Consider the following 22,137-nt stretch of genomic DNA (forward strand, 5'->3'; position numbering starts at 1 on the left):
GCTCTAGAGCGGGGGTTTCTCCGCCTTCAGCGCCTTTTCCTTCATCCGGGCGTAATAGGGCATCGCCTCATTCGCCACATCCTTCAGCCGGCCTGACATTGGGGGCAAATCCCCTTCCGGCCCGGCGAAGCCCGTTGTCCGATGAAGCGAGCGATACCACACAGGCGCCCAGACCCCGTCATAGGGTTTGGGCCCCGCAGGCCAGCTCAACATCGCCGGATCCCAGCCCAGCCCGACGGCATCGCAAAGCGCGCGCAACATCGCTTCGGGATCGCGGCGGATATCGGCGCTGTCGATGACGATGGGCTGCTGACCCAGCGCAATCGCCTCGTCATATAACTCCGCCTGCTGGCGAAAACCGATATCCTCGGCCGTCACCTGCGGATAGCCCTTGGCGAAACTGGCTGTCACCCGCGCGGGATGGCGGATCAGAAACACGTTTACGCACTCGCCCATGAACGCGCGCGGCATCCCGTCGATCATGTGCTGGCACATATGCTTGTGATAGACATGCCGGCCAACCGGTTGCGGTGACATCAGTCTCTGTTCGACGGTTTCGGCATCCTCCGGGCGGCTTTGCAGGATCTCTTCGCGCATCGGATGGGCGAGCCCCGTCATCCACAGGTAAGGCCCGTAGAACGGCTCATCCCAAACGTCGAAATCCCGCCGCTGTGCAAACGCATACATCATCGCGGTCGACAGGTTGCGCGGCCCCGACCACATCGCCAGTTTCATGTTGCGGCCCCTCCCGAACGCCCTGGAAGTCACGCTACCCCATGCGCCGGGCGGCACAAGCGGTAACTCCCGCTCACCTTCGAGTGAACCCGCCTCATGGAAATTGCGTTCGCCCTAGAACCTGTCTCAAACTGGAGACAACCGAAAAGGAGACACCCCATGCGCTTGCGCCGAACTAGACCCGTTCTCTTGTCACTCGCCATTCTTGCCGGAATGGCGCTGCAATCCCAGTCCGCCAAGGCGGGCGAGACACGCGATATCGTCGTCGCCGGCGGCTGTTTCTGGTGCGTCGAAGCGGATTTCGAAAGCGTCAAAGGCGTTCAGGAAGCCGTTTCCGGCTATACCGGCGGGACAACGGAAAACCCGACCTACAAAGAGGTCAGCCGCGGCGGCACCGGGCATTACGAGGCGGTCCAGATCACCTATGACAGCGATGTCGTGGATCGCAAAACCCTCTATGACCTTTTCTTCCGCTCCATCGACCCGACCGATCCGGGCGGCCAGTTCTGCGACCGCGGGCAAAGTTATGCCACCGCCATTTTCGTCTCTAACCCAGAGGAACGCGCCGCTGCCGAGGCGGCAAAGGCCGAGGCTCAGGCAGAGCTCGGGCAGGAGATCGTGACGCCAATCCTCGATGCGCAAACCTTCTACACAGCCGAGGATTATCATCAGGACTATTATCTCGGGGATAACCTGATCCTGTCACGCTTCGGCCCGATCAAGCAGTCCAAAGCATATAAGCGTTACCGCGACGGTTGCGGGCGCGATGCGCGGATCGAAGAGCTTTGGGGCAGCGATGCGCCCTTCATCAACTAACCGAGCCGCGCATCCTCGACATCCTTGAGATCGGGGATTACATCGGCCGTTCCGTGCCGCGTCACCATGATCGCCCCGGCCTGTTGACCAAGCGAAATCGCCTGCTCCATCGGCAAACCGCGATCGAGCGCGGCGACAAGGAACCCTGTAAACGTATCCCCGGCCCCGGTCGTGTCGACCGGGGTCACAGGGATGGCGGGAAAGTTTCGGTCCGTTCCCAGATCAGTGTTGAGCCAACGGCACCCGTCCGCCCCAAGCGTCACGATAACGTCACGCACCGGCAAATCCGCGAGGTCAAGCCCCATCGCCTCGCTCAACTGCCGTGCTTCGACCGCGTTCATCACCAGCATGTCGAGCATCGGCAGAACCGCCTTGACCGCTTCCGCATCGAACGGCGCGGCGGCATAGACCACACGCATCCCCTTGGCCGACGCCAGCGCCGCGCCCTCGATCTGGGCCGAGGTTTCGTTCTGGAAAAGGAAGGTGTCCGCTTCTCCCGCTCCGGCCAGCGCCTCCGCAATATGCGGCTCTAACACGGCGTGATTGGCACCGGGGTGGATCAGGATCGCGTTTTCCCCGCGCGCATCCACCATGATGACGGCATGGCCCGTCGCCTCGCCGATCTCGCGGATCTGGCGCGTATCCACCCCGTATTCGAGCATTCGTCCGACCGCCCAGCGCCCATCGGCCCCAACCGCACCGATATGGACCGCCCGCGCCGCTGCCCGCGCGATGGCGACCGACATATTTGCGCCCTTGCCGCCCAGCCCCCTGCGGTGCTCGGTCGCGGCCAGTGTCTCGCCAGGCGCAAGCAGATGCGGCACTTGGTAGAACAGATCGACATTGATCGACCCGAGGTTATAGACCGCCACCGGATCAGTTCCCCTTGCACGCGGCCAGAACCGCCATGTTGAGAATGTCATTCGCCGTCATGGTGGTCGAACAGACCTGAATCGACTTGTCGATGCCGGTGAGGATCGGCCCGATCACCGTCGCATGGGCAATCTCCTGCATCAGCTTGACCGAGATCGAGGCCGAATGGCGCGCCGGCACGATCAGGATATTCGCCGGGCCGGTCAACCGCTGGAACGGGTAATGCGCCTGCGCCTTCGGGTTGAGCGCGACATCAACGGTCATTTCGCCTTCATATTCGAAATTCACCCCCCGCTGATCCAGCACGCGCGGCGCGAGATACATCTTCTCCGCCCGCTCCGAGACCGGATAGCCAAAGGTCGAGAAGGACACGAACGCCACACGCGGCTCCAGTCCGATCAGCCGCGCGACGCCCGCGGCTTGTTCGGCGATATCGGCCAAGTCATGCTCGTTCGGCCATTCATGCACGAGCGTATCGGCAATCAGCACGATCCGCCCGCCATAGAGCAGCGCGGTCACGCCAGCGGCACCATGCGCGGCATCCGCATCGAACACATGGTTGATAAGCTCCAGCACATGCGCCGATTTCCGCGTCGCCCCGGTGACGAGCGCGTCACCATGCCCTTGCTGGAGCATCAGCGCACCGAAAACATGCCTGTCCCGCGCGGCAAGCCGATGAACATCCTGCCGATCCAGACCCTTGCGCTGCAGGCGGCCGTAAAGAAACTCCTTGTAGTCTTCGAGATGCGATGTGTTCGCGGCGTTCACCACCTCAAGCTCGCGCACCGCATCGCCAAGACCGGAGGCTTCGAGCTTTGCCTTCACATCATCGGCGCGCCCGACGACCAGCGCCTTGCCGAACCCGCCGCGCTGATACATCACTGCGGCCCGCAAAACGCGCGGATCGTCCCCCTCGGCAAAGATCACCCGCGCCTGGGCCTTGCGTGCCCGTGCGTTGATCCCGCGCAGGATGCTGGCCGTCGGATCCATGCGCGACTTGAGCGATTCCTCATAGGCCGCAAGATCGATGATCGGCCGCCGCGCAACGCCCGTATCCATGCCGGCCTTCGCGACGGCGGCGGGAACACGGTGAATCAGGCGCGGATCGAACGGCGTGGGGATGATGTAATCGCGCCCGAAACTCAGATTCTTGCCATAGGCCAGCGCCACCTCGTCCGGCACGTCCTCCCGCGCCAGTTCGGCGAGCGCCTCGGCGCAGGCGATCTTCATCTCGTCATTGATCGCGCGCGCATGAATGTCGAGCGCCCCGCGAAAGAGATACGGAAAACCCAGCACGTTGTTCACCTGGTTGGGATAATCGCTCCGCCCCGTCGCGACGATGGCATCGACGCGCACCTCATGGGCCTCTTCCGGCGTGATCTCGGGATCGGGGTTCGCCATGGCAAAGATTACCGGATTGTCGGCCATGTTCCGCACCATCTCCTGCGTCACCGCGCCCTTGGCACTGACGCCGAGGAACACATCCGCTTCCAGCATCGCCTCTTCTAGGCTGCGCGCCTCCGTCTTGACGGCGTGGGCCGATTTCCACTGGTTCATCCCCTCGGTGCGGCCTTGATAGATCACGCCCTTGGTGTCGCAGACGATGCAGTTTTCATGCCGCGCGCCCATCTGCTTGAGCAGCTCGATACAGGCGATCCCGGCCGCGCCTGCCCCGTTCAGCACGATCTTCACATCCTCGATCTTCTTGCCGGACAGATGCAGCGCGTTGATGAGCCCCGCCGCGCAGATCACGGCCGTGCCGTGCTGGTCGTCGTGAAACACCGGAATGTCCATCTCTTCCTTGAGCCGCTGCTCGATAATGAAACATTCTGGCGCCTTGATGTCCTCAAGGTTGATGCCGCCGAATGTCGGCCCCATCAGCCGCACGGCGTTGCAGAAGGCATCGGGGTCTTCGGTGTCCAGCTCGATATCGATGGAATTCACATCCGCGAACCGCTTGAACAGCACCGACTTGCCCTCCATCACCGGCTTCGATCCCAGCGCGCCCAGATTGCCCAGCCCCAAGACCGCCGTCCCGTTGGAGATCACCGCAACCAGATTGCCCTTGTTCGTGTAGTCATAAGCCAGCTCCGGGTTTTCGGCGATATCCTCGCAAGGCACCGCGACACCGGGCGAATAGGCGAGCGACAGATCGCGCTGCGTCGTCATCGGAACGGTGGCGTTGACCTCCCACTTGCCGGGCGACGGCTCGAAATGAAAGGCAAGCGCTTCTTCGCGGGTGAACTTCGGTTTGGGCATGTATCGGGGTCTCTTTCGTCAAATTCGGGTTTTCGAGCCGTGCGGCCCCCTTTATTGTCACGACAAGGCACCGAGGGGAAGCTTGTGAACGCGAATAAATCGGCCGTCACACCCATGATGGCGCAATATCTGGAAATAAAAACGCAGCATCCCGATGCTTTGTTATTCTACCGCATGGGCGATTTTTACGAATTGTTTTTCGACGATGCGATCGCGGCGTCCGAGGCGCTCGATATCGCGCTGACGAAGCGCGGAAAGCACGACGGTGACGATATTCCCATGTGCGGTGTGCCGGCCCATTCGTCGGAAAGCTACCTGCTGACACTCATCAGGAAGGGATTTCGCGTTGCCGTCTGCGAGCAGATGGAAAGCCCCGCCGAGGCCAAGAAACGCGGCTCCAAATCTGTCGTGAAACGCGATGTGGTGAGGCTTGTCACGCCCGGCACTCTCACCGAAGACAGCCTGCTCGAAGCCCGACGCCACAATTATCTGGCCGCATTGGCCTGTGTCAGAGACGAATGGGCGCTTGGCTGGACCGATATTTCCACCGGCGCGCTGCATGTCCTGCCGCTCACGGCGGTGCGGATCGGCCCCGAACTCGCACGGCTGGCGCCTTCGGAGATCCTCGTCGCCGATGGACAGGACGAACAGCTGCGCGGCACGCTCTTCGATCTCGGGATCGAACCGACGATCCTCGGCAAATCGAGCTTCGATTCAACCGGCGCGCGCTCCCGGCTGAAGCAGCAATTCGGCGTTGCCTCGCTCGATGCCTATGGCCAGTTTTCGCGCCCCGAACTGTCGGCGCTCGGTGCGCTTGTCGACTATCTGGACCTGACGCAAAAGGGCCGTCTGCCGCTCTTGCGACCGCCGCAACAGGAACAGATCGGCACCGCAATGCAGATCGACGCGGCCACGCGGCGCAATCTGGAAATCACGCATGGGCCAAATGGCGGGCGCGCCGGATCCCTGCTGTCCGTCATCGACCGCACTTCCACCGCTGGCGGCGCGCGGCTGTTGGAACGACGCCTCTCCGCGCCCTCTTGCGACCTGCCCTGTATCGCGCAACGTCACGATGCGGTTGCGTGGTGCCTCGACACAACCTCCCCGGCCCGTGAGATGCGCGATGCGCTGAAATCGGTTCCCGATATCGACCGCGCCCTGTCCCGACTCAGTCTCGATCGCGGCGGTCCACGCGACATGGCCGCAATCCGCAACGCTCTTGCACAGGCAAAGACGATTTCCGCCGTGTTAGAGCCGCATGATCTGCCCGACATCCTGGCCCGAGCCGCCGCTGATCTCACCGGCCATGACGACCTTCTCGCCCGGCTCGATGAGGCACTTGTCGCTGATCCGCCGCTTCTCGCCCGCGACGGAGGGTTCATCGCGCCCGGCTTTGACCCGGATCTCGACGAAGCACGCAAGCTGCGCGACGAAGGGCGCGGCATCATCGCCGGACTTCAATCGCGCTATGCAGAGCAAACGGGCGTGTCCTCGCTCAAGATCAAGCACAACAACGTGCTGGGCTATTTCATCGAAACCACCGCCATCCATTCACAAAAGATGCTGGCCCCGCCGCTCAACGAAACCTTCATCCACCGGCAAACCACCGCCAACCAGATCCGGTTCACCACGGTCGAGCTGTCAGAACTCGAACGCCGGATCATGAGTGCCGGAACCGAAGCGCTCGAACTCGAAAAGCGGCTCTATTCCGCGCTTCGAGACGGGATTATGATGAAGCAGGCCAATCTGGGCGCCCTCTCCGCCGCGCTTGCCGAACTCGATCTGGCCACCTCGCTCGCCGATCTGGCCGCCGATCAGAACTGGACCCGGCCAAGGGTCGACAAAAGCCGCGCCTTCGCCATCGAGGCAGGGCGTCACCCTGTCGTCGAACGCGCCTTGCGCGCGGAAAATGGTGCAACATTTATTGCGAACGACTGCGATCTGACCGCCGAGGACGACGCAGCAGCCATCACGCTCCTCACCGGCCCGAACATGGCCGGAAAATCCACCTACCTGCGCCAGAACGCGCTGATTGCACTGCTCGCACAGGCCGGATCATACGTTCCGGCGCAATCGGCCCATATCGGCATCGTCAGCCAGATCTTCAGCCGCGTCGGCGCGTCGGACGATCTGGCGCGGGGGCGCTCCACATTCATGGTCGAGATGGTGGAAACCGCTGCGATCCTCAATCAGGCCGATGATCGCGCGCTGGTGATCCTCGATGAGATCGGCCGCGGCACCGCAACTTATGACGGTCTGTCCATTGCCTGGGCCACGCTGGAGCATCTGCAATCGGTCAACAAGGTCCGCGCGCTTTTCGCGACGCATTACCACGAACTCACCTCCCTCGCAGCGAGGCTCGATGGTGTGAGCAATTCCACCGTTGCGGTGCGCGAATGGGAAGGCGAGGTGATCTTCCTGCACGAAGTGCGCAGCGGCGCTGCGGATCGGTCCTACGGCGTTCAGGTCGCGCAACTGGCCGGGTTGCCGCCCGCCGTCATCACTCGCGCAAGATCCGTTCTGGACGCGCTCGAAGCCGGAGAGCGCGAAAAGACAGCCCCCAAGGCGCTGATCGACGATCTACCGCTCTTTTCCGCAGTCGCGCAAACAGCGGCGCCAGCTCCGAAACAGGACAGCGAACTAGAGGCGCAGATCAAGGATCTGCACCCCGATGACATGACCCCGATGCAGGCGCTTCAGGCTCTATACAAGCTGAAATCGCTGGTCGAAACCGGCGATTAAGACGCCGGCGTCGAGCTTACGCCAACCTGCGCCGGGCGCAGAAGGCGATCATGCAGCATGAACCCTTCGGCGGAGACCTGAATGATCTCCCCGGCCTTGGTGCCGGGCACGGGTGCTTCGAACATCGCTTCGTGCTTTTGCGGATCGAACTTCTCGCCCACCTCGGGCTTGATGAGCTGCACGCCATGCTTGGAAAACACGTTGAGCAATTCGCGCATGGTCAATTCGACCCCCTCGATCAGCGCCTTGGACGATTCGCGCTGGTCTTCGGGAATGGCGGCCAGGGCGCGTTGCAGGTTGTCGTAGACCGGCAGCAGATCGCGCGCCAGACGCGAGCCGCCATATTGCTGCGCCTCGCGCCGATCCTTCTCCGACCGCTTGCGCACGTTCTCGGCATCCGCCAGCGCGCGCATGAAACGATCCTTCAGCTCGTCCCGCTCCGCACGCAGCGCATCGATCTCAGCCGCCTCGTCGTCGATCTCTTCTTCCAGCGCCTCGTTTTCCTCGGCCTCGGCCTCTGCCAGGCTATCGAGGAAATCCGTTGTGTGATCCGTTTCCGCCATCTCGTCACCCTTGGTTGCGGTCGCCGAGAACCCTCCCGACAAGCTGCGCGGTGTAGTCCACGATCGGCACGATACGCCCGTAATTCAGACGTGTCGGACCGATGACACCAACCGCGCCGATTATTTTCCGATCCGAGTTCATATATGGAGAGACAACCAAAGAGGAACCCGAAAGTGAGAAAAGTTTGTTCTCCGAACCGATAAAAATGCGCACACCCGCGCCCTCTTCGGTCAGCTCCAGGAACTCGGCGATATCGCGCTTGCGTTCCAGATCATCGAAAAGCTCACGAATTCGGTCGAGCTCTTCGGCATGCGCCTCTTCCGCCAGCAGATTGGAACGCCCGCGCACAATCAGACGCTCCGACGTGTCACCGTTCTCGTCCCAGATCGCGAGCCCCTGCTCCACCAGCCCGGCCGCCAGCGCGTTCAACTCCCGCCGCCGCGCCGCGATCTCATCCGCGATGGAACGACGCAGCTCCGACAGGGTCTTGCCCTCGACCAGAGCATTGAGGAAATTCGCAGCCTCACGCATCGAACTCGGCGTCTGACCCGGCGGCGGCGTGAAAAGCCGATTCTCGACATGGCCATCGGAAAACACCAGAACGACGAGCGCCTGGTCTCCACCGATGGGCACGAACTCGATATGCTTGATCGCTGCCTCATGCTTCGGCGTCAGCACCAGCGACGCCCCCTGCGTCACCCCCGACAGCGCCGATCCGACGCGGTCGAGAATACTGCCAACATCCTGGCTGTTGCTGCCCATCGTCGCGTCGATCTTCTCGCGATCCGCCTGATCGAGATCGCGGATTTCCAAAAGCCCATCGACGAACATGCGCAGTCCCATCTGCGTGGGCACGCGCCCCGCGCTGACATGTGGGCTGTCGAGCAGGCCCAGGAATTCGAGATCCTGCATGACGTTCCGGATCGTCGCCGCCGATACCTTCTCCTCGAGGATACGCGTCAGCGTGCGCGATCCCACCGGCTCGCCGGTTGACAGGTAGCCTTCGACCACCTTGCGGAACACCTCTCGGGACCGGTCGTTCAACTCGTCCAGAAGTTTCGATCCGTCGCTCACTCGACCACCTCGTGCAACGCCCGTGTCATCACGGGCTATTGGGTTGCGGACCCAGCCGGCCTGACTGTATCCACAGCCGGAAATCAAAGGAAATGCCCATGCGACCCTCTGGACGGAAGTTAAGCGAAATGCGCGCGGTTTCAATCGAAACCGGGATCATCAAACATGCGGAAGGATCGTGCATGATCCGTATGGGGGACACGCATGTTCTCTGCACCGCCTCCATCGAGGACCGCGTGCCGCCCTTCATCAAGGGTTCGGGCCTTGGTTGGGTGACAGCCGAATACGGAATGCTGCCGCGCTCCACCACGACACGGATGCGCCGCGAAAGCTCGGCCGGCAAGCAGCAGGGCCGTACCATCGAGATCCAGCGCCTGATCGGCCGCAGCCTGCGCGCCGGGGTCGACCGCGTCGCCCTAGGCGAGCGTCAGATCTCCATCGATTGCGACGTGATCCAAGCCGATGGCGGCACCCGCTGCGCCGCGATCACTGGCGGCTGGGTCGCGCTGCGCCTTGCGGTGAACAAGCTGATGAAGGCGGGAGATGTGAAAACCGATCCGCTGGTCTCTCCCGTTGCTGCGGTCAGCTGCGGTATCTATGCCGGTCAGCCGGTGCTCGATCTCGATTACCCCGAGGACAGCGAAGCCGGGGTTGACGGCAACTTCATCATGCGCGGCGATGGCCAACTGATTGAAGTCCAGATGTCCGCCGAAGGCGCAACCTTCTCGCGCGACCAGATGACAGAGCTTCTCGATCTCGCGAATGAGGGCGTTCAGGAGCTTGTCGCCATGCAGATCAAGGCCGCCGAATGACCCGCAAGTTCGAAGGCGACCGCCTGCTTGTCGCGACCCACAATCGCGGAAAGCTCGACGAAATCGCCGATCTTCTGAAGGACTACAACGTTTCCGTTGTCGGCGCGGCGGAAATGAACCTGCCGGAACCCGTCGAGGACGGAACCACCTTCATCGAAAACGCCCGGATCAAGGCCCATGCCGCCGCCAAGGCAACCAGCCTGCCCGCGCTCGCCGATGACAGCGGGCTGGAGATCGACGCGCTGGACGGCGCGCCCGGTGTTTATACCGCGGATTGGGCGGAAACCCCGACCGGGCGTGATTTCGGCATGGCGATGCAGAAGGCCTACGACGAGATCCGCGCGACCGGAACGCCGCCCCCTTGGACAGGGCGGTTCTGCTGCACCCTCGTTCTCGCCTGGCCCGATGGGCATGACGAGGTGTTCCCCGGAACCATGCCGGGCCGGATCGTCTGGCCGGGGCGCGGCGATCAGGGGCACGGGTATGATCCGGTTTTCCAGCCCGAGGGCTATGACATGACTTTTGGCGAAATGGACCGGTGGGAGAAAAACCGCATCAGCCACCGCGCAGATGCCTTTGCAAAGCTTGTCGCGGGCTGCTTTGCCTGAGCTTTGGCAAAGCCGGGGCTTTGGCCTTTACGTGCATTGGCCCTTCTGCGCCGCGAAATGCCCCTATTGCGATTTCAACAGCCATGTTCGCGCCTCCATCGATCAATCTGCTTGGGCCGATGCGCTCGCCGCCGAGATCCGGCGCTGCGGCGCACAGACCGGCCCGCGCGTGCTGTCCTCGATCTTTTTTGGCGGAGGCACACCCAGCCTGATGGAGCCCGAGACCGTTGAGGCCGTGCTTTCCGCCGCGCGCTCCGTCTGGTCTTTTGCCAATGACATCGAAATCACGCTGGAGGCAAATCCCACTTCGGTCGAAGCACGCCGCTTCGATGGATATGCATCGGCCGGCGTCAACCGCATTTCTCTCGGCGTCCAGGCATTGAACGACCCGGATCTTCGCAGGCTCGGTCGTTTGCACAGCGTCGAGGACGCGGAACACGCATTCACCGTCGCGCGCCAATACTTCGACCGCGTCAGTTTCGATCTCATCTACGCCCGGCAGGATCAAACGCTGGACGACTGGCGCGATGAGCTGACCCGCGCGCTTGATATGGCCGTCGATCATCTATCGCTCTACCAGTTGAGCATCGAGGAAGGCACCGCTTTCTGGGATCGTGCGCAGAAAGGCGGGCTCAAGGGGCTTCCGTCCGATGATTTGGGCGCGGATCTCTATGAATTGACGCAGGAGCTTTGCCGCGAGGCAGGTTTGATCGGTTACGAAGTATCCAACCACGCCCGCCCGGGCGCCGAAGCGAAGCACAATCTGCTCTATTGGCGCGGCGGTGACTATGCGGGCATCGGCCCCGGTGCACATGGGCGCCTGACACTGAACGGAAAGCGGTACGCAACCGAGGCGTGGAAGCAACCCGAGACCTGGTTGGCACGAGCCGGCTCAGGGGACGCGATTAAGACGGCGAATCTGCTGTCCTGCCAAGATATAGCGGAAGAACGCCTCATCATGGGGCTACGTCTTTCCGAAGGTATATATCTTGATGACATAACGGAAATTCTCGACCGCGACCGTGCGGAGGCGCTGATCGCCGACGGCTACCTTTGGCAAGGTGCCGGAAAGATTGGCACGAGCGCGCGCGGTCGCCCACTTTTGAACCACCTTATCACGCAACTCGTGCAAGCCTGACCTACCCTGTAGCGCTCAACACCATGCAAAGCGCATCCAGGTCTTCCAGCGACTCATAGGCAATCGTCACCGTCCCGGTGTCCCCTCCCTGCCGATGGTTGATCGAAACCTTCATCCCAAGCGCCGCCGACAAATCCGCTTCGAGCGCCTTTGTATCGGCATCTTTTTCGGTCTTAGCAGAACTGGACTTAGGTTTTGTCGCCTTCGCCCCCTCGGGATTCAGTGCCGCTTTTACCAAGCGCTCCGTTTCCCGGACCGACAGCCCACGCCGAACGATATCTCCCGCCATCAATACGGGATCCGGAGCGGTCACCAGCGCACGCGCATGGCCGGCTGACAACTTCCCGTCCTGAACCGCTTTCTTGACCACGTCCGGCAGGTTGAGCAACCGCAAGAGATTGGCGATATGGCTGCGGCTTTTGCCAAGTGCTTTCGCAAGCTGTTCCTGTGTATGGCCGAACTTGGTCATCAATTGTTCATATCCGGCCGCTTCTTCGATGGCGTTCAGATCCGCCCGCTGGATATTCTCAATGATCGCGATCTCGAGAACGTCCTCATCCGACAGGTCCCGGATGACCACCGGAAGTTCGTGCAACCCCGCTGCCTGCGCTGCGCGCCACCGCCGCTCACCCGCAACGATTTCATAGCTATCGGGATCTCCCTTCTGCCGAACGATCAACGGCTGAATGACACCCTTGCTGCGGATGGAATTCTTGAGGTCCTCAAGCGCATCCGCGTCAAACTGTCGGCGCGGCTGATCGGGGTTGGGAACCAGCTTCTCGATCGGCACTGTCCTGTTCGGACGCGGCGCATCCTTCACAACCGCCTCGCCCGCCGGCTCGATATCCGCCATCAAGGCCGAAAGCCCGCGCCCAAGCCCACGTCTCTGTTCTTTCCTGTCCGACATCGGCCGATCCTATGCTGCTGTCATCGTCTGGTGTTTACTGAGAAATTCCCGTGCGAGCGCGCGGTAGGCCGCGGCGCCCTTGGAACCGGTATCGTAATTGAGAACCGGCATTGCAAAAGATGGCGCCTCGCTGACACGCACATTCCGGGGAATCACAGTATTGAAAACCAAATCGCCAAGATTATCGCGCGCGTCACTCTCGACCTGCTGCGAAAGGTTGTTGCGCGCGTCATACATCGTCAGGACGACACCCTCGATCCGTAAAATGGGGTTTGCCGATTGTCTCACTTCGCGAATGGTCAGCATCAACTGGCTCAGCCCTTCAAGCGCAAAGAACTCGCTTTGAAGCGGAACCATGATCGAATGCGCAGCCACCATGGCATTGACTGTAAGCAGATTCAGGGATGGAGGACAGTCGATCAGGATGAATTCAAAACCGAAGCGCTCCATTTCCGGCTGCCGAAGCGCGTCATGCAAAAGATGGCTGCGCTTTTCGTTCGAGATCAGCTCGATATCCGCAGAGCTAAGGTCTGTTGTAGATGGTACCAGGTAGAGCCCCGCGCTCTGAGTCCGGCAGATAATGTCATTCAACGGAAAATCATCGAGGAGCAGATCATAGGTGGTGGCCTTTCGATCCTCAGGCATAATTCCCAACCCGGTGGACGCGTTTCCCTGCGGGTCGAGGTCCACGACAAGAACCTGCCTTCCAAGTTCGGCCAGCGCCGATGCCAAGTTGATTGCTGTCGTGGTTTTCCCCACGCCGCCTTTCTGGTTGGCGACTGCAATTATCTTCGGCTTGCTGCGATCTGCCGTATCATGCACGGGATAGGTCCTCGATCCTCAAAATCACTGCCTCATCATCGGTCATACTCCGATGCGCCGCATAGGAAAAGTGCCATGTTTTCTCCGCATCTGCGACCTCTTGGCGCCAATTCGCGCCCTTCGGAAAAATCATGACTCCCCCCTTTTGCAAGTGCGACTCCGCGTAGTCGAAAAGCCTCGATAAGGGTGCCAGTGCGCGGGCGCTGATTATGTCGGCTCCTAACGGCTCGATGCACTCAATACGTTCCGCCAAAACGGTGAAGTCGGCGTTTGTTTCACGTGAAACAGTGCGAAGGAACACCGATTTACGCTTGTCGCTTTCGACCAAAATAGTCTTCCCCGCATCCGACGCTCCTGCGCGCGCAATTGCGATGATAGCTCCTGGAAATCCCGCCCCCGATCCAATATCCACCCAGCGCTTACCGCGCGGGCTCTCTACCGACAACAATTGCAGCGAATCCTTAAAATGCCGTAAACGGGCGTTTTGTAGCGTTGATGGGCTCACGAGGTTGATTTTGCGCGACCATTTATCAAGAAGATGATGGTAAACCTCCAGCCTGTCGAGTGTTTCACGTGAAACATCCATCACGCCAGCCGCTTTTCTTTCTGGTCGCTTTTTATTTTCATGAGAATAAGCAAGAGAGCAGACGGCGTCATCCCATCCAGTCGGCTCGCCTGTGCGATATTCGCGGGTTTAGCCTCAGCCAACTTGGCGCGGAGTTCGTTGGAAAGGCCGTGCAATGCGCCATAGTCAAAATCAAGAGGTATGGCTTGAGCCTCATCCCGTCGAAGTATGTCGATATCGCGCGCCTGTCGTGCAACATAATTCGCGTAAAGTGCCTCCTTTGAAAGCTGATCTTGTATTGCCTGGGGAACCCCACTGAGCGATGGGTCTGCTTTCGAAAGAACTGTCCAATCAACCCCCTCGATCGCCAACGCTTCAAACCCATTGCGACGAGCACCGTCGTTCGAGACAGGACCTCCACCGTCGATCAATTGCTTTGACGTGAAGGATGTTTGCGCCAAAGCGGATTTGGCTTGTTCCAAAGCGGCAAGTTTAACGGTGAACATCGCCTCGCGCTCCGGCGAGACGCATCCGATTTCCACGCCGAGTGGTGTTAATCTTTGGTCCGCATTATCTGCGCGTAGCGAGAGCCGATACTCCGCACGCGACGTGAACATGCGATACGGCTCCGACACACCGCGCGTGATCAGGTCGTCGATCATTACCCCGATATAGCTGCCTGCGCGACTGAAATGGATCGGATCACGCTTTTTCGAGCACAACGCCGCGTTCAACCCCGCGACGAGACCTTGAGCGGCAGCCTCCTCATAACCGGTCGTTCCATTGATCTGCCCGGCAAGATAAAGATTCGTCCTAATTTTCAATGACAAGTCGAGGTTCAATGCACGAGGATCGATATAGTCGTACTCGATAGCATATCCAGGCTGCAATATTTCGGCGCTCTCCAGCCCCTTGATCGATCTCACATAGTCGATCTGGACGTCCTCTGGAAGCGACGTTGAAATGCCGTTCGGGTAAACTGTGAAATCGTCCAGACCCTCCGGTTCGAGGAAGATCTGGTGCGAGCTTTTATCGGCAAAACGCACGACTTTGTCTTCGATGGATGGGCAATATCGCGGGCCGGCACCGCCGATTTGGCCACTATACATCGCCGATCGACCCAGATTCTCGCGTATGATCTCATGGGTCCGCTCGTTGGTATGGGTGATGGCGCAGGACACCTGACGCCCCGTCGGCTTGTGAGACATGAAGGAAAAGAGCGCCGGCATCTCATCGCCCGGCTGCTTGTCCAGTGCGTTCCAATCGATGGTCCGGCCGTCCAACCGCGGCGGGGTGCCGGTTTTCAATCGGCCAAGGGGAAGATCGAGTGCGGCAAGGGTATTAGCAAGAGACGTGGAAGGCCGTTCTCCCATCCGACCGCCAGCGATTTGGCGATCGCCGATATGGATAACTCCGCGCAAGAATGTTCCAGTGGTGAGGACCACGGCATTGGCGGTGAGGCTTCTGCAGTTGTCGAGTTCAACCGCTTCCACGCGGTCATCTCCCAAAGAAAGGTCAGTTACCTCGCCTTCGATGATGGTGATGTTGGGAAGCGCTTCGATTTCCGCCAGCATTTCGGACTGGTAGATTTTTCGATCTGCTTGCGCTCTGGGTCCTTGTACGGCCGGGCCCTTTCTCCGATTTAGAAGGCGAAACTGAATGCCCGCTTTATCCGCGACACGCCCCATAACGCCATCGAGAGCGTCGATTTCCCGGACAAGATGCCCTTTACCCAACCCCCCAATCGCGGGATTGCATGACATGACGCCAATTCCGCTCTTGGAAAGGGTTACAAGAGCTGTACGGGCGCCAAGACGGGCAGAAGCATGCACCGCTTCGCACCCGGCATGCCCACCGCCCACAACGATCACGTCGAAGTCAAATTGTTTCACGTGAAACACTCCTTACTTTCCAATGCAGAAGCTGGCAAAAACGTGATCCAGGATATCTTCTATGTCCACCCGGCCGACAAGGCGTTCGAGAGAAAAAACCGTGGAACGCAATTCCTCGGCAGCGAGATCGTAAAATTTAGATCCTTTTTCCAAGAACACAATGGCCTGCGTCAGGTGATCCACCGCATCTTTCAGAACATCCATTTGACGTTGGTGAGATACCAACCCGGCGCCGGTGACTTTATCCAGAAGGTGACGCTGAACACGCTCGACCAAGGCCTGAATACCCTGACCGGTTTTTCCTGACACCCCATCTTTGCCAGCGCCGAGATCTGCCTTTCCCCGAACGACAATATCCTCTCTCCCCGGTTCAAGATGAGCGAAGGTTTCATCGCCCTGAAGAAAGATCCGCAAGTCAGCTTCCCGAGCGCGGGCGACTGCGCGCTCTATGCCGATGGATTCGACCGTATCGGTGGTTTCCCTAAGCCCCGCGGTGTCGAGAAACGTGACCGGCAGGCCGCCGAGATCCATGCGCACCTCGATCACGTCACGGGTCGTTCCGGCGATTTCAGAAGTGATCGCCGCATCCCTGCCGGCCAACGTGTTCAATAAGGTCGATTTACCGGCATTTGGAGGCCCGACGATAGCCACTTCGAATCCGACGCGGATACGCTCCGCCACGCCGAAACCATCGATTTCCTGCGCCAAATCGGCTTGGACTTTTTCCAGCAGCGCGCTGACCTCGGGCGTGACGTCAACTGGAACATCCTCATCTGCGAAATCTATTGTCGCCTCGAGCAGTGACAAGGCGCGAATCAGATGGGCGCGCCATGTTTCGGCCGCATCTCGCAGCTTTCCAGAGTATCCCGACAACGCCTGCTTGCGTTGCATTTCCGTTTCGGAATCGATCAGATCCGACAGCGCTTCGACTTGGGTAAGGTCAAGACGGTCGTTCATCAGCGCGCGACGCGTGAATTCCCCCGGCGCCGCGCGGCGGAATTCGGCATGGTCTTCAAGACAGTCGAGAACGGCCTGTGCGATCGCGATACTGCCGTGGAGGTGCAACTCGACCACCGGCTCACCGGTAAAACTCGCGCCGCCTTCGAAGGTCAAGATCAACGCTTCGTCGAGAAATCCCCGCACCCTGTGAGTCAAGCGCCGCAGGCTCGCGCGACGAGGCTCCGGCGGCGAGATCTCGAACAGGTCGAACAGGTCGAAAGCGTCCGGGCCGGACACCCGTACGACCGCGACACCGGATTTTCCGGGCACGGTCGCAAGCGCGAAGATTGTATCCATGACGGGTTAGATAGACCGCCTTCAGGAATTCATCGAGTCGAAAAATTCCGAATTGGTCTTGGTCTGTTTGAGCTTGGAAATCAGGAACTCGATCGCATCGGTCGTTCCCATCGGATTGAGAATCCTGCGCAGGACAAAAGTCTTTTGCAGATCGACCTTGTCGACAAGCAGGTCTTCCTTGCGTGTTCCCGATTTGAGAATGTCGATGGACGGGAAGACGCGCTTGTCCGCGATCTTGCGGTCCAGCACGATCTCGGAATTGCCCGTTCCCTTGAATTCTTCGAAAATGACTTCGTCCATCCGGCTGCCGGTGTCGATCAGCGCGGTCGCGATGATCGTCAGCGATCCGCCCTCTTCGATATTCCGCGCCGCGCCGAAGAATCGTTTCGGCCGTTGCAGCGCGTTCGCATCCACACCACCTGTCAAAACCTTGCCGGAAGACGGCACAACCGTATTGAACGCTCTACCAAGTCTTGTGATTGAATCGAGAAGAATAACAACATCTCGTTTATGTTCGACAAGTCTCTTGGCTTTTTCGATCACCATTTCTGACACGGCAACGTGCCGTGTCGCTGGCTCATCGAAGGTGGACGAGATGACCTCGCCCTTCACCGACCGCTGCATGTCGGTGACTTCTTCGGGCCGTTCGTCGATCAGCAGGACGATAAGATAACATTCGGGATGGTTGCGCTCGATCGAATGGGCGATGTTTTGGAGCAGAACCGTTTTACCCGTGCGCGGCGGAGCAACGATGAGCGAGCGCTGGCCCTTGCCGATCGGCGCGACCAGGTCGATGATCCGGGCGGAACGATCCTTGATCGTCGGATCCTCGATTTCCATCTTCAAACGCTCATCCGGATAGAGCGGCGTGAGGTTGTCGAAGGCGATCTTGTGTCGCGCGCGTTCGGGTTCCTGGAAATTGATCTGCCGACAATCCATCAGCGCGAAATAGCGCTCGTTATCCTCGGGCGCCTTGATCTCGCCATCGATGGTATCGCCCGTGCGGAGCGAGAATTTGCGGATCATCTCGGGCGAGACATAGATATCGTCGGGACCGGGAAGATAGTTCGCCTCCGGGGAGCGGAGAAAGCCGAACCCGTCCTGCAGAACTTCGAGCACACCATCGCCGAAAATCGTCCAGCCTTCATCGGCGCGTTCGCGCAGGATCTGGAACATGATCTCGCCCTTGCGCATGGTCGAGGCGTTCTCGATCTCCAGCTCTTCGGCCATCGACAAGAGGTCTTTGGGGCTTTTCGCCTTGAGATCGGCAAGATTCAGTTTTTCGGTCATGAGATATCCCGGACCGCAAATTCGCGGTCATGTCAGTTAGGTCTTTGGAAAGCATCATCCAGAACAGGACTGTCCGCCTCTTAGCCGAGCGGGTGCGACCTGTCAAACCGGCGATCCTCTCAATAAAAAAGAAAGAGAAAAGAAAGGTTTTTGTTTTAGATAGGGCTGCCCCTCGGCTGTGGATTATCGAGCCATCCCCGTTTTATCCCGAGGTGAACAACCCTGCCCCCATCTGTGGAGAACCTGCAGCGCTGCTTCGGCAAACGATTGGAATCGCGCCATGTTTCGGGCTGTTTATCGATTGGTGCCGTAAACATCCAACGTGGATAAAAGTGTCGGGCCCGCTTTGCTGTGGATTGCGGAACTATCCTTTGCACAGGGCGGATAATCGCGGGGCTGCGGTTGAACGGTTTGGGTATTCATCACAAGCCTTGCCCGAAGCAGCAGTTTTCCGCAAAACATCCCGGGAAAGAAACCGCGTTTGTCCCGAAGGTTGTCCACATGAGTCTCGATCTTGCCCTCGCATCCGGCTCGACGATCCGTGCCGACATGCTGCGGAATGCAGGGCTGCGATTCGATGTGGCGGTGCCTCGGCTCGATGAGGCGTCCATCCGCAATGCGCTTCTGGCCGAGGATGCCAGCCCGCGAGATATCGCGGATGCGCTGGCTGAGATGAAAGCGCGCAAGATATCAGACAAGCGCCCAGGCGTGCCGGTTCTGGGCTGCGATCAGATGCTTTCGGTGGATCGCGAGATCTTTGCCAAGCCCGAAACGGTGGATGAGGCGCGCGAACAGCTCTGCCGGCTGCGCAACCGCTCGCACCTCCTGCTGTCGGCGGCGGTGCTTTACGAAGATGGCAAGCCGATCTGGCGGCATGTCGGAACGGTGCGGCTCAGGATGCGGGACTTCGGTGACGCGTATCTCGACGCCTATCTGAAGCGGAACTGGGACAGCATTCGCCACTCCGTCGGTGGCTACAAGCTGGAGGAGGAGGGCGCGCGGCTTTTCACGCAGGTTCAGGGAGACTATTTCACCGTGCTCGGACTTCCGCTACTTGAGCTTCTCAATTACCTTGCAACGACCGGACGGATCGACGGATGAGCGACGAGAAAATCCCCCTGGCCGGTGTGATCGGTCATCCGATTGCCCATTCACGTAGTCCCCGGCTGCACGCGTATTGGTTGCGCAAATACGGGCTGCGGGGGCATTACGTTCCGCTTGATATCGCGCCGGAGAAGCTTGGCGATCTGGTGCCACGGCTGGCCGATATCGGGTTCGTCGGGGCGAATGTGACGATCCCGCACAAGGAAGCGGTGATGGATTTGGCCGATCTGATCACCGACCGCGCGACCCTGATCGGCGCGGCGAATACGCTGATCTTCCGCAAGGACGGCAAGATCCACGCCGATAATACAGATGGCTACGGGTTCATCGAGAATATCCGTCAGACGATCCCGGATTGGACGCCGAAAAGCGGCCCGGCTCTCGTTCTCGGTGCGGGCGGCGCGGCGCGGGCGGTGGTTGCTTCGCTTGTCGATATCGGGGTGCCGCAGATTCTGCTGACGAACCGCACCCGCGCCAGGGCCGAGCGGCTGCGCGAGGATTTCGGGGCGCGGGTTCAGGTGATCGACTGGGTTCAGGCGGGCAATGCGGTGGAGGAGGCCGATCTCGTGGTCAACACCACCTCTCTCGGTATGACGGGCAAGCCCGAGCTGCGTATTCCGCTCGACGGGCTGCGACCCGGAACCATTGTTAACGATCTGGTCTACGCGCCCCTGCGGACGCGGCTTTTGACCGTCGCGGAGGAACAGGGTTGCCGGGTCGTCGATGGGCTGGGGATGTTGCTGCATCAGGCGGTGCCGGGGTTCGAGCGTTGGTTCGGCAAACGACCCGTGGTCGATGAAAACCTGCGTGCGGCGGTGCTGCGGTGACCTATCGGCTGGGGCTGACCGGATCCATCGGCATGGGCAAATCGACGACGGCGGAGATGTTCGCCGATGAAGGCTGCGCGGTCTGGGATGCGGATGCGGCGGTGCATCGGCTCTATGCAAAGGGCGGCGCGGCGGTCGCGCCGATGCGCGCGGCCTATCCCGGCGCGGTCACCGAAGATGCGGTGGACCGGGCCGCTCTGCGCAAAATCATAGCAGATGATCCTGACGCGTTGCGGGCGATCGAGCGGATCGTGCATCCTTTGGTGAAAGCGGATCGGGATATGTTTGCGGCAGAGGCGCAGGCGGATATCCTCGTCTTTGATATTCCATTGCTCTTCGAAACTGGGGCCGAGAGTGAGATGGATGCGGTTGCATGTGTCACTATTCCGGCCGATTTGCAGGAAAGTCGCGTGTTGGAGCGTGGCACGATGGACCGCGATGCGTTTATCGCCATTCGTGACAAGCAGATGCCGAACGCGGAGAAATGCCGGCGCTCGGATTTCGTGATCGAAACCGATACGCTCGAGCATGCGCGTTGCCAGGTGCGCGATGTGGTGGCGCAGATCAGGGAGCGGATGAAAGATGCGTGAGATCGTTCTGGATACGGAAACCACCGGATTCGAGCCGGATCAGGGCGACCGCATCGTCGAGATCGGGGCGGTGGAGCTTTACAACCACGTTCCGACCGGGCGGACGTATCACCAGTATATCAACCCAGAACGCGCCATGCCGCAGGAGGCGTTCGAAGTGCACGGGCTCGGGGATGATTTCCTGCGCGACAAGCCGATCTTCTTCCATGTCGCACAAGCCTTCATCGATTTCGTCGGCGATGCGAAGCTGGTCATTCACAACGCCGCGTTCGACATGAAATTCCTCAATGCCGAACTGGGTTGGGTGAAACGTCCTCCGATTCCGTTCGACCGGGCGATCGACACGCTCGCCATCGCGCGGCGCAAGTTTCCCGGCTCGCCGTCGTCGCTAGATGCGCTCTGCCGGCGCTTCGGGATCGACAATTCGGCGCGCACGTTGCACGGCGCGCTTCTCGATTCCGAGATCCTCGCGGAAGTGTATCTTGAACTCATCGGCGGCAAGCAGCCCGATTTCGGGCTGAGCGTATCGCGCGGAAGGTCGGGCGGCGCCGATCAGGATTGGCGCCCGCAACCACGGCCCGCGCCCCTGCCGCCGCGGATCACCGAAAACGAAAAGGCGGCTCACGCCGCCTTTGTCGAGAAGCTTGGTGAAAATGCGCTCTGGCGCCGGGTTTAGGCGTCCGCCTTTTCCGACTGCTGCGCCTGCGCCCGGCGGGCCAATTCCGAGCGATACAGCTGAACGAAATCGATGTTTTCGAGGTTCAGCGGCGGGAAACCGCCATCGCGGGTCACATCGCTGACGATGCGGCGGACGAAGGGGAAGAGCATCCGCGGACATTCGATCAGCAGGAACGGGTGCATCTGATCTTCCGGCACGTTCTCCACGTGGAAGACGCCGGCATATTCCAGCTCGAGCATGAAGAGCGTGTCGCCGCTTTCCTTGGCTTTCGACGTGACCTGAACCTTCAGGATCACTTCGAACTGATGCTCGACCGTGCGCTTCTTGGCGTCGAGATTGACCTGAAGCTGCACATCGGGCTGCACCTCGCCCTGAACGCCCTTCTGCGCGAGGATGTTCTCGAACGACAGATCGCGCACGAATTGCGCAAGGACGTTCATCTTGATCGGCGCGGCTTTCTGTTCCGCTGCGCCATTGGTGGCGGGTTCCGGCGTATCGGTCATGTCTGTCTCCCTCGGATCGAGCGTTTCAAAATCCAGCGTTG

At 60.2% G+C, this 22,137-nt stretch carries 21 protein-coding genes; 9 read left to right on the forward strand and 12 right to left on the reverse strand.

Features of this window, described 5'->3' with window-relative positions; genetic code table 11:
• Nucleotides 1–3: 3 nt before the first annotated feature.
• Entirely contained in the window at nt 4–735 is a 732-nt protein-coding gene (locus tag M3465_RS04890) for a sulfotransferase-like domain-containing protein (RefSeq protein ID WP_249500578.1), read from the reverse strand.
• A gap of 213 nt (nt 736–948) precedes the next feature.
• On the opposite strand from M3465_RS04890, the gene msrA reads away from it, so the two are divergent.
• Complete coding sequence (gene msrA / locus M3465_RS04895; RefSeq protein WP_502846102.1) at nt 949–1,551, forward strand: peptide-methionine (S)-S-oxide reductase MsrA; 603 nt, start codon at nt 949–951, stop codon at nt 1,549–1,551.
• On the opposite strand, the gene M3465_RS04900 is transcribed toward msrA, so the two are convergent.
• Both M3465_RS04900 and M3465_RS04905 read right to left on the reverse strand, forming a co-directional pair.
• Nucleotides 1,548–2,423: a ribokinase gene (locus M3465_RS04900; protein ID WP_249500580.1), complete on the reverse strand. Its 876-nt coding sequence runs from the start codon at nt 2,421–2,423 to the stop codon at nt 1,548–1,550. The two genes, msrA and M3465_RS04900, sit on opposite strands and share 4 nt — an antisense overlap.
• 4 nt (nt 2,424–2,427) lie before the next feature.
• On the reverse strand, nt 2,428–4,683 hold the full coding sequence (locus tag M3465_RS04905; protein ID WP_249500581.1) for an NADP-dependent malic enzyme: 2,256 nt from the start codon (nt 4,681–4,683) through the stop codon (nt 2,428–2,430).
• 114 nt (nt 4,684–4,797) lie between these two features.
• Between M3465_RS04905 and mutS the strand changes: the two genes are divergently transcribed.
• Entirely contained in the window at nt 4,798–7,425 is a 2,628-nt protein-coding gene (mutS, locus tag M3465_RS04910) for a DNA mismatch repair protein MutS (protein ID WP_249500865.1), read from the forward strand.
• Here the strand turns inward: mutS and M3465_RS04915 are convergent.
• The gene (locus M3465_RS04915) at nt 7,422–7,988 is read right to left on the reverse strand and encodes a nucleotide exchange factor GrpE (protein WP_249500582.1); all 567 of its coding nucleotides are present in this window, start codon (nt 7,986–7,988) and stop codon (nt 7,422–7,424) included. The two genes, mutS and M3465_RS04915, sit on opposite strands and share 4 nt — an antisense overlap.
• A gap of 4 nt (nt 7,989–7,992) precedes the next feature.
• The gene (gene hrcA / locus M3465_RS04920; RefSeq protein ID WP_249500583.1) at nt 7,993–9,063 is read right to left on the reverse strand and encodes a heat-inducible transcriptional repressor HrcA; all 1,071 of its coding nucleotides are present in this window, start codon (nt 9,061–9,063) and stop codon (nt 7,993–7,995) included.
• 98 nt (nt 9,064–9,161) lie between these two features.
• On the opposite strand from hrcA, the gene rph reads away from it, so the two are divergent.
• From rph to hemW, 3 genes are read left to right on the forward strand one after another with little or no spacing between them, the layout of a single operon-like run.
• On the forward strand, nt 9,162–9,875 hold the full coding sequence (gene rph / locus M3465_RS04925) for a ribonuclease PH (protein WP_249500584.1): 714 nt from the start codon (nt 9,162–9,164) through the stop codon (nt 9,873–9,875).
• On the forward strand, nt 9,872–10,483 hold the full coding sequence (gene rdgB, locus M3465_RS04930; RefSeq protein ID WP_249500585.1) for an RdgB/HAM1 family non-canonical purine NTP pyrophosphatase: 612 nt from the start codon (nt 9,872–9,874) through the stop codon (nt 10,481–10,483). Before rph ends, rdgB begins: the two co-directional genes overlap by 4 nt.
• The gene (gene hemW, locus M3465_RS04935; RefSeq protein ID WP_502846098.1) at nt 10,476–11,621 is read left to right on the forward strand and encodes a radical SAM family heme chaperone HemW; all 1,146 of its coding nucleotides are present in this window, start codon (nt 10,476–10,478) and stop codon (nt 11,619–11,621) included. Before rdgB ends, hemW begins: the two co-directional genes overlap by 8 nt.
• A gap of 1 nt (nt 11,622) precedes the next feature.
• Here hemW and M3465_RS04940 read toward each other — a convergent pair whose 3' ends face one another.
• From M3465_RS04940 to rho, 6 genes are read right to left on the reverse strand one after another with little or no spacing between them, the layout of a single operon-like run.
• Nucleotides 11,623–12,528 carry a ParB/RepB/Spo0J family partition protein gene (locus M3465_RS04940; RefSeq protein WP_249500587.1) on the reverse strand — a complete coding sequence of 302 codons (906 nt, stop codon included), beginning with the start codon at nt 12,526–12,528 and terminating at the stop codon, nt 11,623–11,625.
• A gap of 9 nt (nt 12,529–12,537) precedes the next feature.
• Nucleotides 12,538–13,350: a ParA family protein gene (locus tag M3465_RS04945; protein WP_249500588.1), complete on the reverse strand. Its 813-nt coding sequence runs from the start codon at nt 13,348–13,350 to the stop codon at nt 12,538–12,540.
• Nucleotides 13,343–13,936, reverse strand: a complete 594-nt coding sequence (gene rsmG, locus M3465_RS04950; RefSeq protein WP_249500589.1) for a 16S rRNA (guanine(527)-N(7))-methyltransferase RsmG — start codon at nt 13,934–13,936, stop codon at nt 13,343–13,345. The genes M3465_RS04945 and rsmG overlap by 8 nt, the downstream gene beginning before the upstream one ends.
• Nucleotides 13,936–15,816, reverse strand: a complete 1,881-nt coding sequence (mnmG, locus tag M3465_RS04955) for a tRNA uridine-5-carboxymethylaminomethyl(34) synthesis enzyme MnmG (RefSeq protein WP_249500590.1) — start codon at nt 15,814–15,816, stop codon at nt 13,936–13,938. The genes rsmG and mnmG overlap by 1 nt, the downstream gene beginning before the upstream one ends.
• 3 nt (nt 15,817–15,819) lie before the next feature.
• Nucleotides 15,820–17,103 (reverse strand): tRNA uridine-5-carboxymethylaminomethyl(34) synthesis GTPase MnmE, encoded by a 1,284-nt coding sequence (mnmE, locus tag M3465_RS04960; RefSeq protein WP_249500591.1) that lies wholly within the window; start codon nt 17,101–17,103, stop codon nt 15,820–15,822.
• A gap of 21 nt (nt 17,104–17,124) precedes the next feature.
• Nucleotides 17,125–18,393 (reverse strand): transcription termination factor Rho, encoded by a 1,269-nt coding sequence (gene rho, locus M3465_RS04965; protein ID WP_249500592.1) that lies wholly within the window; start codon nt 18,391–18,393, stop codon nt 17,125–17,127.
• Between the two features lie 501 nt (nt 18,394–18,894).
• On the opposite strand from rho, the gene M3465_RS04970 reads away from it, so the two are divergent.
• From M3465_RS04970 to dnaQ, 4 genes are read left to right on the forward strand one after another with little or no spacing between them, the layout of a single operon-like run.
• The gene (locus M3465_RS04970) at nt 18,895–19,494 is read left to right on the forward strand and encodes a Maf family protein (RefSeq protein WP_249500593.1); all 600 of its coding nucleotides are present in this window, start codon (nt 18,895–18,897) and stop codon (nt 19,492–19,494) included.
• A complete protein-coding gene (locus M3465_RS04975; RefSeq protein WP_249500594.1) occupies nt 19,491–20,324 on the forward strand; it encodes a shikimate dehydrogenase in 834 nt (277 codons plus the stop codon). The genes M3465_RS04970 and M3465_RS04975 overlap by 4 nt, the downstream gene beginning before the upstream one ends.
• The gene (gene coaE, locus M3465_RS04980; protein ID WP_249500595.1) at nt 20,321–20,914 is read left to right on the forward strand and encodes a dephospho-CoA kinase; all 594 of its coding nucleotides are present in this window, start codon (nt 20,321–20,323) and stop codon (nt 20,912–20,914) included. Before M3465_RS04975 ends, coaE begins: the two co-directional genes overlap by 4 nt.
• Nucleotides 20,907–21,590: a DNA polymerase III subunit epsilon gene (dnaQ, locus tag M3465_RS04985; RefSeq protein WP_249500596.1), complete on the forward strand. Its 684-nt coding sequence runs from the start codon at nt 20,907–20,909 to the stop codon at nt 21,588–21,590. Before coaE ends, dnaQ begins: the two co-directional genes overlap by 8 nt.
• Here the strand turns inward: dnaQ and secB are convergent.
• Nucleotides 21,587–22,096, reverse strand: coding sequence for a protein-export chaperone SecB (gene secB, locus M3465_RS04990; RefSeq protein WP_249500597.1), 510 nt, complete (start codon nt 22,094–22,096; stop codon nt 21,587–21,589). The two genes, dnaQ and secB, sit on opposite strands and share 4 nt — an antisense overlap.
• Nucleotides 22,097–22,137 lie beyond the last annotated feature (41 nt).

The sequence above is a fragment of the Marivita sp. GX14005 genome, assembly GCF_023370775.1.
Classification (GTDB): domain Bacteria; phylum Pseudomonadota; class Alphaproteobacteria; order Rhodobacterales; family Rhodobacteraceae; genus Marivita.

Coding starts and splice junctions, on each gene's coding strand:
- M3465_RS04890 (WP_249500578.1), bottom strand. CDS start 735: ATGAAACTGGCGATGTGGTCGGGGCCGCGCAACCTGTCGACCGCGATG.
- msrA (WP_502846102.1), top strand. CDS start 949: ATGGCGCTGCAATCCCAGTCCGCCAAGGCGGGCGAGACACGCGATATC.
- M3465_RS04905 (WP_249500581.1), bottom strand. CDS start 4,683: ATGCCCAAACCGAAGTTCACCCGCGAAGAAGCGCTTGCCTTTCATTTC.
- mutS (WP_249500865.1), top strand. CDS start 4,798: ATGATGGCGCAATATCTGGAAATAAAAACGCAGCATCCCGATGCTTTG.
- M3465_RS04915 (WP_249500582.1), bottom strand. CDS start 7,988: ATGGCGGAAACGGATCACACAACGGATTTCCTCGATAGCCTGGCAGAG.
- rph (WP_249500584.1), top strand. CDS start 9,162: ATGCGACCCTCTGGACGGAAGTTAAGCGAAATGCGCGCGGTTTCAATC.
- rdgB (WP_249500585.1), top strand. CDS start 9,872: ATGACCCGCAAGTTCGAAGGCGACCGCCTGCTTGTCGCGACCCACAAT.
- M3465_RS04940 (WP_249500587.1), bottom strand. CDS start 12,528: ATGTCGGACAGGAAAGAACAGAGACGTGGGCTTGGGCGCGGGCTTTCG.
- rsmG (WP_249500589.1), bottom strand. CDS start 13,936: ATGGATGTTTCACGTGAAACACTCGACAGGCTGGAGGTTTACCATCAT.
- mnmE (WP_249500591.1), bottom strand. CDS start 17,103: ATGGATACAATCTTCGCGCTTGCGACCGTGCCCGGAAAATCCGGTGTC.
- rho (WP_249500592.1), bottom strand. CDS start 18,393: ATGACCGAAAAACTGAATCTTGCCGATCTCAAGGCGAAAAGCCCCAAA.
- M3465_RS04970 (WP_249500593.1), top strand. CDS start 18,895: ATGAGTCTCGATCTTGCCCTCGCATCCGGCTCGACGATCCGTGCCGAC.
- M3465_RS04975 (WP_249500594.1), top strand. CDS start 19,491: ATGAGCGACGAGAAAATCCCCCTGGCCGGTGTGATCGGTCATCCGATT.
- dnaQ (WP_249500596.1), top strand. CDS start 20,907: ATGCGTGAGATCGTTCTGGATACGGAAACCACCGGATTCGAGCCGGAT.
- secB (WP_249500597.1), bottom strand. CDS start 22,096: ATGACCGATACGCCGGAACCCGCCACCAATGGCGCAGCGGAACAGAAA.